Source organism: Actinoplanes sp. NPDC049802, assembly GCF_040656595.1.
In the GTDB taxonomy this organism is placed as follows: Bacteria; Actinomycetota; Actinomycetes; order Mycobacteriales; family Micromonosporaceae; genus Actinoplanes.
Genome location: NZ_JBFAMR010000089.1, coordinates 12226 through 29120 on the forward strand (window position 1 = coordinate 12226; position 16895 = coordinate 29120).

General features: G+C 69.9%; 15 protein-coding genes and 1 pseudogene. 10 read left to right on the top strand and 6 right to left on the bottom strand.

Annotation, left to right across the window (positions count from 1 at the left end; translation table 11 throughout):
• Nucleotides 1-313 precede the first annotated feature (313 nt).
• Nucleotides 314-1180: pseudogene (locus tag AB0I88_RS36010) on the bottom strand (serine/threonine-protein kinase); the annotation flags it as partial.
• Between the two features lie 101 nt (nt 1181-1281).
• Here AB0I88_RS36010 and AB0I88_RS36015 point away from each other — a divergent pair.
• From AB0I88_RS36015 to AB0I88_RS36045, 7 genes are all read left to right on the top strand, one after another.
• Nucleotides 1282-1479 carry an acyl-CoA carboxylase subunit epsilon gene (locus tag AB0I88_RS36015; RefSeq protein WP_361035446.1) on the top strand — a complete coding sequence of 66 codons (198 nt, stop codon included), beginning with the start codon at nt 1282-1284 and terminating at the stop codon, nt 1477-1479.
• A 116-nt stretch (nt 1480-1595) separates the two neighbouring features.
• Nucleotides 1596-1994 (top strand): hypothetical protein, encoded by a 399-nt coding sequence (locus tag AB0I88_RS36020; protein WP_361035407.1) that lies wholly within the window; start codon nt 1596-1598, stop codon nt 1992-1994.
• Nucleotides 1994-3304 (top strand): hypothetical protein, encoded by a 1311-nt coding sequence (locus AB0I88_RS36025; protein ID WP_361035410.1) that lies wholly within the window; start codon nt 1994-1996, stop codon nt 3302-3304. The genes AB0I88_RS36020 and AB0I88_RS36025 overlap by 1 nt, the downstream gene beginning before the upstream one ends.
• Nucleotides 3305-4438: a type VII secretion-associated serine protease mycosin gene (gene mycP / locus AB0I88_RS36030; protein ID WP_361035413.1), complete on the top strand. Its 1134-nt coding sequence runs from the start codon at nt 3305-3307 to the stop codon at nt 4436-4438.
• A gap of 168 nt (nt 4439-4606) precedes the next feature.
• Nucleotides 4607-5227, top strand: a complete 621-nt coding sequence (locus AB0I88_RS36035; protein ID WP_361035449.1) for a Maf family protein — start codon at nt 4607-4609, stop codon at nt 5225-5227.
• Nucleotides 5228-5347: 120 nt separating this feature from the next.
• Entirely contained in the window at nt 5348-7093 is a 1746-nt protein-coding gene (locus AB0I88_RS36040; RefSeq protein WP_361035416.1) for a biotin carboxylase N-terminal domain-containing protein, read from the top strand.
• Between the two features lie 299 nt (nt 7094-7392).
• A complete protein-coding gene (locus AB0I88_RS36045; protein ID WP_361035419.1) occupies nt 7393-8097 on the top strand; it encodes a DedA family protein in 705 nt (234 codons plus the stop codon).
• On the opposite strand, the gene AB0I88_RS36050 is transcribed toward AB0I88_RS36045, so the two are convergent.
• On the bottom strand, nt 8024-9424 hold the full coding sequence (locus AB0I88_RS36050) for an NAD(P)H-quinone dehydrogenase (protein WP_361035422.1): 1401 nt from the start codon (nt 9422-9424) through the stop codon (nt 8024-8026). The genes AB0I88_RS36045 and AB0I88_RS36050 overlap by 74 nt on opposite strands.
• 99 nt (nt 9425-9523) lie before the next feature.
• Here AB0I88_RS36050 and AB0I88_RS36055 point away from each other — a divergent pair, with 99 nt between their 5' ends.
• Entirely contained in the window at nt 9524-9985 is a 462-nt protein-coding gene (locus tag AB0I88_RS36055; protein WP_361035425.1) for a gamma-glutamylcyclotransferase, read from the top strand.
• Here AB0I88_RS36055 and AB0I88_RS36060 read toward each other — a convergent pair.
• A complete protein-coding gene (locus AB0I88_RS36060; RefSeq protein ID WP_361035428.1) occupies nt 9982-10944 on the bottom strand; it encodes a GNAT family N-acetyltransferase in 963 nt (320 codons plus the stop codon). The genes AB0I88_RS36055 and AB0I88_RS36060 overlap by 4 nt on opposite strands.
• 218 nt (nt 10945-11162) lie before the next feature.
• On the opposite strand from AB0I88_RS36060, the gene AB0I88_RS36065 reads away from it, so the two are divergent.
• A complete protein-coding gene (locus tag AB0I88_RS36065) occupies nt 11163-12332 on the top strand; it encodes a methionine--tRNA ligase (protein ID WP_361035431.1) in 1170 nt (389 codons plus the stop codon).
• Here AB0I88_RS36065 and AB0I88_RS36070 read toward each other — a convergent pair.
• Genes AB0I88_RS36070 through AB0I88_RS36080 form a run of 3 tightly spaced genes read right to left on the bottom strand, consistent with a single transcriptional unit; the run spans nt 12314 to nt 14715 of the window.
• Nucleotides 12314-13051 carry a hypothetical protein gene (locus tag AB0I88_RS36070; protein WP_361035434.1) on the bottom strand — a complete coding sequence of 246 codons (738 nt, stop codon included), beginning with the start codon at nt 13049-13051 and terminating at the stop codon, nt 12314-12316. The two genes, AB0I88_RS36065 and AB0I88_RS36070, sit on opposite strands and share 19 nt — an antisense overlap.
• Before the next feature lie 46 nt (nt 13052-13097).
• Nucleotides 13098-14081, bottom strand: a complete 984-nt coding sequence (locus tag AB0I88_RS36075; RefSeq protein WP_361035437.1) for a hypothetical protein — start codon at nt 14079-14081, stop codon at nt 13098-13100.
• A 1-nt stretch (nt 14082) separates the two neighbouring features.
• The gene (locus AB0I88_RS36080; protein WP_361035440.1) at nt 14083-14715 is read right to left on the bottom strand and encodes an MBL fold metallo-hydrolase; all 633 of its coding nucleotides are present in this window, start codon (nt 14713-14715) and stop codon (nt 14083-14085) included.
• Between the two features lie 182 nt (nt 14716-14897).
• On the opposite strand from AB0I88_RS36080, the gene AB0I88_RS36085 reads away from it, so the two are divergent.
• Nucleotides 14898-15824, top strand: coding sequence for a DUF4349 domain-containing protein (locus tag AB0I88_RS36085; protein ID WP_361035443.1), 927 nt, complete (start codon nt 14898-14900; stop codon nt 15822-15824).
• Nucleotides 15825-16895: the final 1071 nt, after the last annotated feature.

Genomic DNA, 16895 nt, shown 5'->3' on the forward strand with positions numbered 1-16895 from the left:
CGCTGACCTGTGCTTTGCCCTGCGCGGCATGCGGTGGGCGACCGTCCGCGGACGGTTGCCGCGGCTGTCCGGCCGGACGCTGCGGCTGGCGGCCGTCAGCGGGCGGCAGCCCCGGACGCTGCGGCTGGCGGCCGTCGCTCGACGGCAGGCCCGGACGCTGCGGCTGGCGGCCGTCGGCGGCCGGTGGCTGAGCGACCGGAGGGCGCGGGTTGGGCACCACCGGCGCGGATCCGGTGGCGGTGACCCAGCCGGAACCGGGCAGCACCGGCGGCCCGCCCGGGCCGCTCGGCAGCGACGGCCGCTCACGGCCGACACCCGGCCGGCGCATGGTCGGGCTCATCGGGAAAGTGATCTTCGACCGGCGCCCGGCCGCGCGGTTCAGCAGGCGCTCGGCCTCCTCCGCGTTGATCCGGTGTGCCGGATCCTTGCGCAGCAGGCCGTTGAGTACCGGCTTCAGGGGTCCCGCGTTTCGCGAGACCGGCACGTTCTCGGTGGCGAGGGCGGCCAGCGTGGCGATCGCCGACGGGCGGGCGAAGGGCGACTGCCCCTCCACCGCGGCGAACAGCGTGGCGCCCAGCGACCACAGGTCGGCCGCCGGGCCCGCCGTGCCGTCCCGGGCGCGCTCCGGAGCGATGTACGCCGGGGAGCCCAGCACCAGGCCGGTCCTCGTCACATTCGGATCGCCGGGCACGGTGGCCAGGCCGAAGTCGGTGAGCACCACACGGCCGTCCGCGCCGAGTAGGACGTTGCCCGGCTTGACGTCCCGGTGCACCACCCCGTTGCGGTGGGCGGCGCGCAGCGCGTTGAGCACGCCGAGACCGATCTCCGCGGTCCGCAGCGGGTTGAACGGCCCGTCCGCGGCCAGGGCGTCCTGGAGAGATCGAGACGGCACGTACTCCATCACGATCCAGGGATCGGCATCCGTGCTGAGCACGTCGAAGACGCGCACCACGTTGACGTTGTTGAGCCGGGCGATGGCGCGCGCCTCGCGAAGAGAGCGCTCGCGCATCTCCTGCCGCTCCGCCGGGGTGAGCCCCGGCGGTGGCACGAGCTCCTTGATCGCCACTTCTCGGTGCAGGACGACATCGGTCGCCCGCCAGACACGTCCCATCCCGCCCTGACCGAGCGGCGCGACGAGCCGGTACCGATCAGCGACAACGAGTGGGGGAGAAGAAGACATCACGCAGAAAATACCTGGTTCTGTCGAGCGGCCGCGAATTGATCAGCCGAGTGTGGGACACGTGTCACCGGATCTCCGGCAACCCGTCGTACGCTCAGTTGATGAACGAGGAACCGCTGGTCAGCGTCGTAAGAGGAAGCCTAGACGATCATGAGGTTGCGGCGCTGGTCGCCATCCTCACATCTCGATCCACTTCGGTCAATTCTCGTACTACCCCCCAACCCACCTCAGACTGGATCCGGTCAGCACGCCCCGGAGCCGGCCCGAGGAACTGGCGGACCTCCACCCTGCCCCGCTGACCGTCATCCACAGGGGGCGGAAGCCCGGACGACGATTCGCTAACCTCTCTGGGGTCATGCGCTGCCGATCGATGGGAGGACGTCCGTTGTCCGAGGCCAGGGATCCCGCGGGGTGGTTGGGCAATGTCGACTACACCGACTTCGGTGCCATCGAGGCGGACATCAACGCCATGGAGCAGTTCGCGGCGAAGCTGAAGGCGGACATCGAGCACAACTACGCCCCTTACGCGGACGCCGTGAGCAACACCATGATCAAAAAGCTCCCGGACACGGACTTCTACGAGTTGCATCTGTTCCTGTACCGGCACGACCAGGTGCAGATCGCCACCCAGATGAACGTCGCCGGATACACCGACGGGACCTACAAGTTCGCCAGCGCCGCCAAAGGCATCAGCGAACAGTACCGCGGCTCCGACGCCTTCTCCCGCGCCAAGGTCGCCGACGTCGAGGCCCAGTTCGAGCGGACCGGGGAGACCTCGGTCCCGTTCGAGCCGAACACCAACGGAGGCGCGTGATGGGAGAGTACGCGGGCGGCGGCACCAGCGGCACCAGCTGGAAGGCCATGACCGTCGATGACATCTGGGCGCTGATCAAGGATCACGACAGCAACCCACACCGCGAGATGGGCGACGCCTGGGACAAATCGGCCCAGCTCCTGGAAAAACACATCGGCCAGGTCCGGTCATACCGCGACCGGCTGGCCGAGGCCTGGCCTCCGGAGAAGAGCAAGGCGGCGTACGCATACCTCGAACGCCTCGAACAACTGCTCATCAGCCTGGAAGAGACACGACTCGCGGCCAAGACCAACTGGCGGGTACTCACCGCCACCATCGACGCGGTCGAAGAGGCGAAGGAGAAGGTCGCCGGCATCCAGAAGGAATTCGCGGACAACCGCGACAAACTTCAGAAGTTCGAACAGGCCAAGAACGAGACGGCCCTCGCCACCATGGATCCGCTGCCCACGACACCCCCCGTGCCGTACAGCCGCCAAGAGGACCTGAACACCCAGGCCCGCATCACGATGGAGTCCCTGTCGGCAGAACTGGCCGCCGCCCAGTCCAACTTCATCGCCCCGAAGCCGTTCAACTTAACAAGCCTCGTCAACGACGGCGCTGAGACAAACTATCAAGGCGCAACGGGGGGTGGCCCGACGACGATCGCCCCACCCTTCTCACCGCGATCGATTACCCCCGCCACCACCCCGAAGTCCAAGTCACCCGGCTCGGGTGGCAACAGGGGCATCACCAACCCAATCGTAGGCACCGAAAAGCCCCAAACCTCTAAACCAGCTCCGGACGGCCCCATCCTGGGCGGCACTAAGACGCCACCTGCGCCAACCACAACGGTTCCTCCGACCACCACACCGACAACTACCACGCCGAGCACCAACCCTCCCGGCGCCTATCCATTCACGCCGAGTACCCCTGCTTCGCCGACTACGGTTCCTCGCATCCCCGGGACAAGTGGCACCCCAATCGGCACATTCCCACCCTCTACAGGCCTGCGGGGAACCGCGTCCCCGCATGGCGGGATAATCGGCGGCTCTCCGTCCAATATGATCGGCGGCAGCCCCGCACCTGGCAGAGGCAGTCAACTAGGCAGCTCGGCTCGAGGAGCACAGAGAGTCAATCCAGCAGGCGGGATGATTGGGCAGACCCCTACTCCCCTGACTGGCCGACGTGCGTCATCCCGAGACGGCGAGAATAGCCAGAACCACCGCTGGGATCCGGATAACCCGTGGGAAACAGCAGAGGGAATCGACCCCGTCCTACTTCCGGCTCCAGAACAACGGATCGACCCCGGACCCTCCCTCGGTGGAAGATAAGTGGAACTTAGTAATAAGGCAGCACGGCTGCTGACGGCCATTGCAATAATCGGCGCAACCCTATATCCGGCCGCTCCCGCGCTTGCCGATCAGACCAGGGACGACCAATGGCATCTGCGTTACCTAGATCTCACCCGAGCACATCGGGTGACCACGGGGTCTGGCGCCACAGTTGCCGTGACCGATAGCGGCGTTTTCCCACACCGCGACCTGGCCAAGAACCTGAAAAAGGGGGCAGACACCTCTTCGGGCACGGGAGGCGTATCCGGCCAGACAGACAAAGTTGGCCACGGAACCAACATGGCCGGGTTGATAGCTGGGCACGGACATAACACCGGCGACGGCGCGCTCGGAATAGCCCCTGCCGCGGCACTAATTCCAATCAAGGTCACGGGCGCGAGAGACAACGGCTTAGGCCTTGCATCTGGCATCGAATGGGCGACCACCACTGGAGCCGATGTAATCAATATCTCGGCCACGGCACCCTCGTCGAGACCTCTGAGTGAAGCGATAACTGCAGCGGTTCGCGCTGACATCGTTGTCGTCGCCGGGACGGGTAATAAGTCAGAGAATATACGGTTGGCATACCCCGCCGCACTTCCTGAGGTCTTAGCCGTGGGTGCGGTTGACCGAGACGGCAAGATCGCCGAATTCTCAGTTACCGGGTCGAAGGTCGGAATCTGCGCTCCCGGCGTAGATATCGTTACCACCGGACTCAACAACAACTATGACCGAGTCGACGGCACGTCCGCCGCTACGGCGATTGTTTCGGGGGCGGCTGCTCTGGTGCGGGCCAAGTTCCCCGATCTGTCGGCGGAAGAGGTCATTCACCGGCTTACCGCTACGGCCGATGACAACGGGCCGCCCGGGCGGGACGACCAGTGCGGTTTCGGGGTCCTGAACGTCGTCAAGGCGCTGACCGCTGACGTCCCTCCGCTCGAGGGCGATGCCACCGCACCGGCTTCGGCTTCGGCGGCCGCGCCTTCTGTCGCGGGTTCGGCGACCGCCGCCCCTGATGTGAAGTCGGATGAGTCCAACAGTGTTCCGGTGATCGCCGGGGCGGTGGGTGGGATCGCCGCGCTCGGGGTGCTTCTCGCGTTTCTCGTTCGGCGACGGCGCCGGCCCACCGCCTGACGGGCCGGGTTCCCGAGGGAAGGCCGGTCCACCGGGCGAGTGCCCGCCACGGCGGGATGCGGCTACAGCTCGGCGTTCTGCACTTTTTGTCGCAGAACGGGGCTGAAACGCCGCGCTTGCGCCCGCTTCGTACGCCGGCGGCTTGTAGGCTCGTCTTCCGTGCAGACCGTGCAGAGTTCGACCGACATCGCGTACCGCCTGATTCTCGCCTCGGCGAGTCCCGCGCGGCGGGCGCTGTTGACGGGGGCCGGGATCGATGCCGAGGTGATCGTCAGCGGCGTGGATGAGAGTGCCGTCGAGGCCGAGGACGCCTATATGACGAGTCTCGCCCTGGCGCGGATGAAGGCGCGGACGGTGGCGGCGGAGTTGCCCGCCGATCCGGGGGCGCTGGTGCTGGGCTGTGATTCGGTGCTGGCGTTCGACGGTGAGGTGTTCGGCAAGCCGGCCGACGCCGAGGAGGCGGCGAAACGCTGGATGGCGATGCGCGGCAAGTCGGGTGTGCTGCATACCGGGCATCACCTGACGGGGCTGGTGAGCGGTTTGCAAGCGGAGGCGGTCGGCATGACGACGGTGCATTTCGCCGAGGTGAGTGACGCCGAGATCGAGGCTTACGTGGCGTCGGGCGAGCCGCTGCAGGTGGCGGGCGCGTTCACGCTGGACGGGCGGGGCGGGGCGTTCGTGGAGCGGATCGAGGGTGATCCGGGAAACGTGATCGGTCTGTCGTTGCCGTTGCTGCGCCGTCTGCTCGCCGAGATGAGTGTCCCGATCACGTCGTTGTGGCGGCGGTAGACCCTTCGCAGCGGACGAATCGTGACTAACTTAACGGCGGATTTCCACTGCCTGGGAACGATGCGGAACAGTGAAGATCGATCCCATCGGATCCACCTGAGGAGCCGTTAGGCTCTACCCGTGCGGAAGATATTGATCGCCAACCGTGGCGAGATCGCCCTCCGGGTAATCCGGGCCTGCAAGGACGCCGGCCTCACGAGCGTCGCCATCTACGCCGACAGCGACCGGGACGCGCCACATGCGCGCGCGGCCGACGAGGCCTTCGCGCTGGGCGGTGAGACCGCCGCGGACACCTATCTCCGCATCGACAAGATTCTGGATGTCGCGGCCCGCAGCGGGGCCGACGCGATCCACCCGGGCTACGGCTTCCTCTCCGAGAACGCGGAGTTCGCGCAGGCCGTACTGGATGGGGGTTTGATCTGGATCGGGCCTTCGCCGCAGGCGATCCGTGACCTGGGAGACAAGGTCACCGCGCGGCACATCGCGCAGCGGGCGGGGGCTCCGCTGGTGCCCGGCACTCCCGAGCCGGTGGCGGACGCGGCCGAGATCGTGGCGTTCGCGCGGGAGCACGGCCTGCCGGTGGCGATCAAGGCGGCGTTCGGCGGCGGGGGCCGGGGGCTGAAGGTGGCCCGCACGGTGGAGGAGATTCCGGCGCTGTTCGAGAGCGCGACCCGGGAGGCGGTGGCCGCGTTCGGGCGTGGCGAGTGTTTCGTGGAGCGCTACCTGGACCGTCCCCGGCATGTGGAGGCGCAGGTTCTGGCGGACACGCACGGCAACGTGGTGGTGGTCGGCACCCGTGACTGTTCGCTGCAGCGCCGCCATCAGAAGTTGGTGGAGGAGGCGCCCGCGCCGTTCTTGAGCGACGATCAGCGGCGGCGGATCCACGACAGCGCGAAGGCGATCTGCCGGGAGGCGGGCTACCACGGCGCCGGCACGGTGGAGTATCTGGTGGGCCAGGACGGGACGATCTCGTTCCTGGAGGTGAACACGCGGCTGCAGGTGGAGCACCCGGTCAGCGAGGAGACCACCGGCATCGATCTGGTGCGGGAGCAGTTCCGGATCGCGGCGGGTGACCCGCTGCCGTTCACCGGGGACCCGGCGCCGCGCGGCCATTCGATCGAGTTCCGCATCAACGGCGAGGACGCGGGCCGTAACTTCCTGCCCGCGCCGGGCACGGTCACGGCGCTGGCCTGGCCGTCGGGTCCGGGTGTGCGGGTGGATTCGGGTGTCGAGCAGGGCGGTGTGATCGGCGGCAATTTCGACTCGATGCTGGCGAAGATCATTGTGACCGGCGCCACCCGGGCGGAGGCGCTGGAGCGGGCTCGCCGGGTGCTGGACGAGACAGTGATCGAGGGCATCGCCACGGTTCTGCCGTTCCACCGCGCGGTGGTCCGGGACGAGGCGTTCACCGGGGAGCCGTTCACGGTGCACACCCGCTGGATCGAGACCGAGTGGGTGAACGATGTGGCGCCGTTCGCCGCGCCGGCGGCGCCCGGCGAGGAGGCGGGCGAACGCGAGACCGTCGTGGTCGAGGTGGGCGGTCGGCGCATCGAGGTGCGGCTCCCCCGCACCTTTCTCTCGGGTACGAGCGCCGCGGCCCCCAAGCGCGGCACGTCACGGCCTCGGGGCGGTGGCGCGCCGGGCAAGGTGGGTGGCGGCGGCCTGACCGCCCCGATGCAGGGCACCATCGTGAAGGTGGCGGTGCAGAACGGTGACGAGGTGGCCGAGGGCGACACCATCGTGGTGATCGAGGCGATGAAGATGGAGCAGCCGTTGCAGGCGCACAAGGCGGGCACGGTGGCGGGACTGTCCGTCGAGCCGGGCGTCACTGTGACCGCCGGCACAGTGATCTGCGCCATCGACTAGGTTCAGCGCCTGCGGCGTCCTTGCGGGGGAGCCGGGGCGCGCCACCCGGGGCGGGCCGTCGATACGGGACCTACCGACGGCCCGCGGCCGCACGCCGTGACACGGCGGGGGCCGATCCCACCGTACGCCGGGGACGGGCCCCCGGCGAAAAGCGGGCGCGCGGGGGTGGCCTCTCGTCGTAGCGTGTCCGGCATCACGACGGACCGTGCTCGTCGGGGGCGCATTCTGAACACAGCACACTCTCAGGCGGGTTCACGCACAATGCCGGGAGTCCTGAGAGCCGCGAGGTGGCCCGACCTATGACCGAAATGTTGACCATGTTGGCGACACCGGCATGGGTGTACCTGGCCTTGTTCGGGTTCCTGGCGGTCGACGCGCTCGTGCCGGTGGTGCCCACTCAGGCCATCATGATCACATCCGGGGCACTCACCGTCTACGGAAATCTGGATCTTGCCGCGGTGATCGCGGTCGGTGCGGTAGGGATGTTCACCGGCGACGCCATCGCCTACCTGCTGGGCCGGTCGACCGGCGCCCGGCTGAGCGCGCTGCGGTCCCGGTTCGCGCCGCGGCTGGAGGAGTCCGAGTCGAAGACCCGGCGGGCCGCCGCCCGGTTCACCCGCGGTCTGCGCCGGCCCGGTCCGCTCGTGGTGCTGCTCTGCCGGTTCGTTCCGGGCGGCCGGATGGCGTCCGGCTATCACGCCGGCCGCTCCGGCTACCCGGCCAAGTGGTTCGTCGGCTACGACGTGGCCGCCGCGCTGAGCTGGGCGTGCTACGGCGGGCTGGTGGGGCATCTCGGCGGCACCGCGGTCACCCAGTCGGCCTGGCGCCTCTTCTCCGTCGCCGCGACCGCCGCCGTCATCTTCGGCACGGCCGGCTGGGTCCTGGCCCTCTTCGGCGGCCGCAACCGGACGGCCGCCGACGAAGGGACCGCTACTGAATCTCGTGCTGCATCAGCTGACGAGCCGCCTCGGCAATCGACCCGGAGAGCGACGGATAGATCGTGATGGTGTGGGCCAGCTGATCGACGGTCAGGTTGTTCTCGATCGCCATGGTGATCGGCAGGATCAGCTCGCTGGCCTTGGGCGAGACCACGACGCCGCCGACGATCTGACCGGTGGCGGGGCGGCAGAACAGTTTCACGAACCCGTCCTGGAGGCCGGCCATCTTGGCGCGGGCGTTGCCGGTGAGCGGCAGCATCACCTGACGGGCCGGGAAGCGGCCGGAGTCCACCTCGTTCTGTGAGACGCCGACGGTGGCCAGCTCGGGGTCGGTGAAGACGTTCGCCGAGACGGTCCGCAGCCGCAGCGGGGCGACCGCCCCGCCCATGGCGTGCCAGATGGCGATCCGGCCCTGCATGGCGGCGACGCTGGCGAGCGGCAGCACACCGGTGCAGTCGCCGGCCGCGTAGATGCCCGGCACGTTGGTCCGGGAGACCCGGTCCACGGTCACGTGGCCGCCTTCCGAGACCTCCACGCCGTACTCCCGGAGGCCCAGGTCGGCGGTGTTGGGGATGGCGCCGACGGCCATCAGGGCGTGGGACGCCTCGACCGTACGGCCGTCGGAGAGGGTGACCAGCACCCCGTCGCCGGTGTTGACCACGGAGTCGCCGCGGGACTGGCTGAGGATCGTCATGCCCCGCTCCCGGAACACCCGCTCGATCGCCATCGCGGCGTCGGCGTCCTCGTGCGGCATGACCCGCTCGCGGCTGGAGATGAGCGTCACCTTCACACCCATCGCCAGGTACGCGCTGGCGAACTCGGCGCCGGTCACCCCGGAACCGATCACCACGAGATGACTGGGCAGTTCCTCGAGGTCCCACACCTGCCGCCAGTCGAGGATCCGCCGGCCGTCCGGCCGGGCCGAGGCCAGCACCCGGGGGGTGGAGCCGGTGGCCAGCAGCACGGTGGTGGCCTCCACCGCATACGCCTCCCCGCCCTCCGGGGTGATCAGCACCTGGTGGGTGTGCCCGAGCCGGTCCTCGCCGAGGCGGGCCCGGCCGCGGACGACGTCCACCCCGGCCTTGATCAGCTTGGTCTGGATGTCACCGGACTGGGCGAGGGCCAGCTTCTTGACCCGATCGTTCACCGCTTTCGCGTCCACGGTGACCCCGGACAGGCCGGGCGAGCGGATCCCGAACCGCTCCTCGTAGCGGAGACCGGTCACCACCTCGGAGCTCGCGATGAACGTCTTGGAGGGCACACAGTCGGTCAGCACACACGCCCCACCGGGCCCTTCGGCCTCGACGAGGGTGACGTCCGCGCCGAGCTGCGCCGCGACCAGAGCCGCCTCGTACCCTCCCGGTCCGCCACCGATGATCACGATCCGACTCACGACTGAAGACCTCCCAAAGCGGCAACGAACACCGAACAGTTGTGCCGACACGCACTCTTCATATTCTCACCACCGCTCGCTACGACTATCGTCGTCGCCGTGCGTCACTACGCCGCCTATGGCTCGAACCTGGATCCCGCCCGCATGCGGGCCTACTGTCCGCACTCGCCGATGGTTGGCGTGGGGTGGGTCGAAGGCTGGCGCCTGACCTTCGCCGGTGAGGGAGAAATCGGCTGGGAGGGGGCGGTGGCGACGATAGTCGAGTCGCCCGGCGACCGCGTCTTCGTCTCCCTGTACGACGTCCACGCGTGGGACGCGGCACAACTCGACGAGATCGAGGGCGTGACCGCGGGGGTGTACCAGAAGCTCACCGTGCGTGTATCGACGCTTGACGGTGACGTCCCCGCCTGGGTGTACGTGTTCGCCGGGTACGAGGGTGGCCTGCCGACCGCCTGGTATCTGTCGGAGATCGCCAACGCGGCGGAGAAGGCCGGCGCGCCCGACGACTATGTCGCCGATCTGCGCGGCCGGCCCACCGGCACGGCTTCTCCGGAGATCTAGCTCGTCTTGATCTCGGTGCGGTACACGTTGGCCCGGTAGAGCGGGCTCATGCCGACCTTGAGGTAGAGGCTCGCGGCATCGGTCGGGTTCGCCAGGTCGACGCCGAGACCGGCTTTCGGGCGGCCCTTGGCGGCGTAGATCGCGAAGGCCCGCCGCAGCAGCGCCTCGCCGACCCCGCGCTTGCGGAAGCCGCGGAGGGTGGCCAGGTACTTCACGTAGCCCTCCTCGGTCTCACCGCTGCCGTCGGCCGACTGGAGCACCCCGGCGATCCGCCCGTCCACCTCGGCGACGAGCCACTCGTCGAACGAGATCGAGGACTCGGCGTCGAGTTGCGCGCGCCAGCCGTCGTACCCCATGGCGGGGTGGTCGGAGTCCTGGAACGCCTCCTCGATGACCGCGTGGAAACGGCGCATCTCGGCCTCGTCGCCGGAGCGCACCGGACGGAGGGTGACGCTGGCCGGCGGCTCCGGGGCGACCGGGGAGTAGCCGTCGAGCGACATCTGCATCCGGGCGAACTGCTTGAGGAACGTGAAGCCGGCGTCGGTCAGCGCCGCGATCAGATGGTCCTCCCCCGGGATCGCCCCGGAGCGGACCTCGTAGACGTCGTGGCCGAACTCGGCGGCCCGCTCGGCGATGCGCGCCATCAGCATGGCCAGCAGCGGCCGCAGCGCCGGCAGGCCGATCTCCGGCCAGAAGTAGACGTTCGCCATGTCCCGTGCCCGGCCGGTCCCGTTGTACGGATAGGCCCAGGCGACGATCTTGCCGGTCGGGTCGAGGGCCAGCCATGAGTCCCTGTCCAGATCGGTGTTCGGAGCGGTCAGCTCCTCGCGGACCTCGTCGCTGGTGAAATCGGGCTCACCGACCGCGGCGATGTCGCTGGCGTGCACCACCTCGAGAATCGCGGGGATGTCGTCGAGGGTCGGCCGGCGGGTGGTCCAGCCGCTGGGGAGTTCCGTCATCCGGGCATCGGACCACGCACCGGCCACGGCTGCCAAATGAGTTTCCGGCCGCCTCCCGAGTCCCTACCATGCCGGTATGCAGCCGCGCCGCGAATCGATGATGTGCCCCGTCCCGGGGCTCCTCGCCGTGCGCTGACCACCTCACACGACCAGGCCCCGCGTCCGCCGGGCCCGGCCGCGCCGTCTCCGCCCGGGACCGGGCCACCAAGGAGACGATCATGAGTTCGTTCTATGTGACGACCGCGATCCCGTACGTGAACGCCGCCCCGCACCTGGGCCACGCCCTGGAGCTGGTGCAGGCCGACGTGCTGGCCCGGCACGCCCGGTTGCGGGGCCGCCCGGCGCGCTTCCTGACCGGCACCGACGACAACGCGCTCAAGAACGTCACAGCCGCCCGGGCCGCCGGGGTGGACGTGCGCGGGTTCGTCGACCGGAACGCGGCCCGGTACGCCGGCCGGTTGCTGGAGATCCTGGAGTCCGGCCGGATCCGGATCGAGCCGGCCGCCCGGCGCAACGAGGTGCTGGCGTTCGTACGGGCCGGGCTCACCGATCTCAGCGTCTCCCGGCCGGCCGCACGGGCCGGTGGCTGGGGCATCCCGGTGCCCGGTGACCCCGGCCAGGTGATCTACGTCTGGTGGGACGCGCTGGCCAACTACGTGACGGCGCTCGGCTACGGCGCCGACGATCCGGACTACCGGCGGTGGTGGGACGGGCCGGGCGAACGCGCGCACGTCATCGGCAAGGGCATCGTGCGTTTCCACGCCGTCCACTGGCCGGCCCTGCTGCTCTCGGCCGGGCTGCCGCTGCCCACGGCGGTGCTGGTGCACGACTACCTGACCGTGGACGGGGCGAAGATCGCCAAGAGCGGCGGCAACACGGTCGACCCGGCCGGGCTGGTGGAGCGGTACGGCACGGACGCGGTCCGGTGGTGGCTGCTTCGTGACGTGGCCCGGCTCGGCGAGTCGGACTTCACCGAGGAGCGCCTCGTCCACCGGGCCGACACCGATCTGGCCAACGGTCTCGGGAACCTGGTCAGCCGTACGCTCGCGCTGCCCCGGGGTGAGGTGCCGGAGCCCGGCGAGTTGCCCGGGTGGTGCACAGAGCTGCCGGACCGGATCGACCGGGCGCTGCGGGACTTCGACTTCCGGGCCGCGACCGGGGCGGTCTGCGCCGTGGTCGACGAGGCGAACCGGCTGATCGAGGCGGAGCGGCCGTGGAAGGGCGGCGGGGAGGCGGTGTCGGCCGTCCTGACCGGCGTCTGCCGGGTGCTGGCCACCGAGGTGGCGCCCTTCCTGCCGGACGGCGCCACGCGGCTTGCCGAGCGGCTGCGCCGGGGCGGACGGCCACAGCCGGTCTTCCCGCGCCTGGGTCAGCGGGCGAGACGGTGACTCAGCGAGTCCAGCAGGCCGGCGAACTCGATCCGCTCGGCCCGGTCCAGCGCCGAGAACGCCTGCCCGGCCAGCGCGTCCGCCACCGCGTCGGCCCAGAGCAGCCGGCGTAGCAGCGGCCCGGCCAGCGGGTAGGGCGGCTGCCAGCCGAACGCCACGGCCCCGGTCTCGCCCTCCGGCCCGGCGATGATCGCCTCCAGTGGGGTGAGACCGGCCGCCCGGACCGCGATCACGTGCACGCCCTGCCGGTGCTCGTGCAGCAGGTACAGCAGGACGGCGGCCTGCGCGCCGGGCTCGCTGTTCGGCGCGGGCATGGCCCGCCAGGCGGCGAACAGCGGAAGCCCGGCCGGGTCGATCCGGTCGACCACCCGGCGGGCCAGGTCGAGCAGCCGGGTCAGCCGGGGGAAGCCGCCCAGGTTCTCGGTGCCCCAGTCGCAGAGCTCGACCAGGTGCCAGGTGGCGACCTCGGCAGGGGCGTGCGTCTTCACCGTCGCCTCCCAGCCGTCGGTGACGGCCTCCGGAGCGATGAAGGCCAGCGCCGCGGCCACCGTCTCCGGTCTCACGTCACCGAGCGCGCCGGCCCGGGCCGAGACGTGGTACGCCCAGCCGGAGAGCCCGAGCAGCCGGGCCCGGCGCAGCGTACGCGGTGATTCGGCGAAGGCGCCGACGATGGCGGCGAGTCCCACGCGAGCGTTGGCGGCAGCCTGTTCCGGGGTCACCTGCCCGATTCTGCTCTCCTTGACCGTCTAAGGAAAACGCTCCCCGCTATCGATGCAGGTCGTCGAGCGCCGCTTGCACGTCACCGACCCGGCGGCGGGCCTCCGCGGCCTCCCGTTCCGCGGTCCGGCGGGCCGCTTTGCGCCGGGCCACGTCGGCCACCGCCTCGGTACGCCGCCGCTCCAGCTCGGCCAGTTCGGCGTCGAGGTCCTCGACCAGATGGCCGGCCTCCCGTTCGGCGTCCTCGGCGCGTTCCAGCTGCCGGTCGGCGCGCCGTTCCGCGGCCGTCGCGGTGTTCAGCTCACGTTCCAGTTCGCGGCGGCGGCGCTCGGTCCGGAGCTCCCGCTCGCGACGCCGCTGCTCGGCCAGGTCGGCTTCCCGGCCGCTCCCGGCAGACGCCACCTCCGGAGAAGGTCCGCCGGCAGGGAAACCGCCGGTAGCGGATCCGCTGGCAGGGAAACCGCCGGTAGCGGATCCGCCGGCAGGGAAACCGCCGATGGAGGATCCGTCGGCAGGAGAGTCGTCGGTGATCAACCGCAGCCGGGGCCGTGGCACCTCACCGAACCCCGAGTGGCTGACCGCGCGGATCAGCCGGCCGGTCCGGACCTGTTCGGCGATCTCCGGCTCCGCGAGCGCCGCGGTGAACGTCGCCTCCACCTCCCCGAGCGGCAGCTTCGCTAGCCCGGCGCCGGCCGCGACGGCCAGCTTCCGGGCCGCGACGACCAGCGACGACACGAACTGCCGCCGCTGGGCCGACAACTCCCGCAACTCGTCGCCCCGCAGGTCGCGCTGCGCCGCCCGCAGCGCCGTGGAGAGATCGACCAGTTCCTCGATGAGCTCCGGGCGGCGCAGCGCCACCAGATTGACCACCCAGGCCGCGACGGTCGGCTTCTTCAGCGCCGCCAGGCGCTTCGCGGCGTCCCGGTCGCCCGCCTGCCGGGCCTCCGCGATCGCCGCGGCGCGGGCCGCGACGAAACCGTCCGGCGGGGCCTCGTAGAGCCGCCGGACCACGCTGTCGGTGCCGCTGGGCACGTCAGTCCAGCACGCTGCCCGGCGTCACCCGGGTGAACCGGGTCTCCGAGAAGCTCTCCAGGTGTTTGCCGTAGACCGCCAGGCCCCGCTCGTTGACGAGCCCGTCGTGCAGTGCGAAGGCCCGGTCCGGCCGGATCCCGCGGACGAACTCGAGCGACTCGGCGATGGTCGCCCACGGCGCGTTCAACGGCACGAACAGGGTCTCGACGGCGGTGTCCGGCGCGACGAACGAGTCGCCCGGGTGGTAGAGGTTGGTGGCGCCGTCGTCGATCAGGAAGCCCAGGTTGGCGAAGACCGGCACGTACGGATGGATGATCGCGTGCTGGCCGCCGAAGGCCCGCACCCGGTAACCGGCCGCCTCGAACTCGTCGCCCGGCTCGACCGCGGTGGTGGCCTGATCCACCTCGGTGAGGAGTTTCAGCACCGCCGGGTGGGCGAAGATCCGCAGATCCGGGCGGCGGGCGACGGCCGCGGTCACCGCCGGCACATCGAGGTGATCGAAATGTTCGTGCGTGATGAGCAACGCGTCCGCACCGTCCAGAACGGACTCTTCGGAGAACTCCCCCGGATCTACGACGAGTACTCCAGCGCCTTCGACGCGTAGACAGGAGTGCGTGAACTTCGTGACGCGCACGGGATCCCTCCGCTGCTTGTGGTGTTCGTTCGCGACCCGCCTCGCTCGCGGCGGAGTCGGATGCGGCTCGAGGCGGTCGCGAACGGACACCAATTCGTGACCGTTCATCTCGCAGTCTGCCGGAACCGGGGCGTGTGTGCCGCACGTCCCACGGTCAGTGAAGACATGAGATCGGAGCTGCCATGAATAAACGGGGACTCACGGCGTCACTGCTTCTGGCGGGGCTGCTGCTCGCCGGCTGCGGTGCCGACAACGAATCACAATCGGACAGCGGATCGGCGGCCGCCCCGGCGGCCCGCCAGGCCGACAAGGCCGGTGGTGGGGCGGTGCAGGAGCAGGCCGCGCCGGAACAGGGCAAGGACACCACGGCGCAGTCGCCCGACCTGCGGGTCGACCAGCGCTCGATCATCTACACCGGCTCCATCACCATCCGGGTGGACGACGTGACCTCGGCCGCGGCCCAGGTGACCGGCATCGCCGCGGCGTCCGGCGGGTTCGTCGGCGGCGACGAACGGCACAGCGGCGACGGCTCGTCCACCGCGAACATCACGTTGCGTGTCCCGGCCGACAAGTTCACCTCCGCGGTGGACCAGATCGCCAAGCTGGGCACCGAGGAGAGCCGGGGCATCAACACCCAGGACGTCACCGAGGAGGTCGTCGACCTGGACGCCCGGATCTCCGTGCAGAAGGCCCGGGTGGACAGCGGCAAGCGCCTGCTGGCCGAGGCGAAGAACCTCGACGACCTGGTCATGCTGGAGCGCGAGGTCGCCACCCGCGAGTCTGATCTGGCCTCGCTCGAGGCGAAGAAGCGCCGGCTCGCCGACCTGAGCTCCCTCTCCACGATCACCGTGGTGCTCCTCGACCCGGCCGCGGTCGCCGAGAAGCCGACTGAGGAGCCGCCGGGCTTCCTGGCCGGGCTCTCCGGCGGCTGGGAGGCGCTGACGGCCTCGCTCGGGGTGCTGCTCACCGTCCTCGGCGCGCTGCTGCCGTGGATCATCGCACTGGGCGTCCCGGCGTGGGCGGTCGTGCACCTGCTGCGGCGTCACCGCCGCCGCAACACCCCCGCACTGATCGCCCCGGCTGCCGAGACTCCCCCGTCAACCCCCTGATCCGGTACGCCGTACGCGCGCAATGATCCGGCTGGCCACCAGCGCCGGCTCGGAGCTCGTGAAACAGCGCTGATGCTGATGGCCAATTGTTCTCCGTGCCCTCCCGCCCCGCCCGTGCCGGCCGGCGCGCACGTAAGGCTCTGCGTGGTCGTTCACGGGTGTCACAGCGGTCCGGGCACACGATCGGTGCGCTGTGCGCGCCCACCTGGCCGGCACGGGCGGGGGCGAGGGCGAGCGATTTTGCCGGCAGGGTCAGGGCTGACCCTGCCGGCGTATCAATGAAGGCTCGCTACCAGCGCATATCCGGTCCGGCCCCGCTTCGCCAAGCCTCACGACGCGGGTGCCGGGTAGCAGAAACCGGACCTGGATCAGGGATTCGATGACCGACGACGGCGACGGCGACCGCGTCGGTGACCGGTGACCGGTGAAGACTCGTCCGCTGCGGTGGTTGCGGATGTAGACGGCATTGCGTGAACGGTGCGCTCGTCCCTGAGCAAGACCGGCGAAGCGACCCGGTCGGCCGGTGATGACTCCTCGGCGATCGCCGCTGACGCTGCCGCTTGAACTTCAGCGTGTGGCATCGGCCGGCCGTCACACGCCATCACCATCACGTTCACCGGCTGGCGGCGCACGCAGGAACGAATCCCCGTCCGGGGAGGCGGGACGCGGATCACCGGCATCGGTGTTCGGCAGACGTGACACCCGCAACGGGTGTCATCACACCCACCACGGGTGTCGTGTTCTCCGAGCACACATCGCCCTGCACACCGGCCCTCCGCCCACCGGCGGTGACGCCGTCCCGTGGACTCCAGCGTGTGGCATCGGCCGGCCGCCACACGCCATCACCGCCACGGTCACCGGCTGGCAGCGCACGCAGGAACGAATCCCCGTCCGGGGACACGGGACACGGATCACGGGCATCGGTGTTCCGCAGACGTGACACCCGCAACGGGTGTCATCACACCCACCACGAGTGCGGAACGTGTCAAGGGATTGAGGCCAACGGGAGTTAAGCGGCTTGCGGTTGGGGCTGGGTTTCCTGGTCGGGCCGGTTGATCCAGACCTGCTCGG

What these genes read in the sequence shown, in the direction of transcription:
- AB0I88_RS36015 (WP_361035446.1), top strand. Translation starts at nt 1,282, where the DNA reads ATGAACGAGGAACCGCTGGTCAGCGTCGTAAGAGGAAGCCTAGACGAT.
- AB0I88_RS36025 (WP_361035410.1), top strand. Translation starts at nt 1,994, where the DNA reads ATGGGAGAGTACGCGGGCGGCGGCACCAGCGGCACCAGCTGGAAGGCC.
- AB0I88_RS36045 (WP_361035419.1), top strand. Translation starts at nt 7,393, where the DNA reads ATGACCGAAATGTTGACCATGTTGGCGACACCGGCATGGGTGTACCTG.
- AB0I88_RS36060 (WP_361035428.1), bottom strand. Translation starts at nt 10,944, where the DNA reads ATGACGGAACTCCCCAGCGGCTGGACCACCCGCCGGCCGACCCTCGAC.
- AB0I88_RS36065 (WP_361035431.1), top strand. Translation starts at nt 11,163, where the DNA reads ATGAGTTCGTTCTATGTGACGACCGCGATCCCGTACGTGAACGCCGCC.
- AB0I88_RS36085 (WP_361035443.1), top strand. Translation starts at nt 14,898, where the DNA reads ATGAATAAACGGGGACTCACGGCGTCACTGCTTCTGGCGGGGCTGCTG.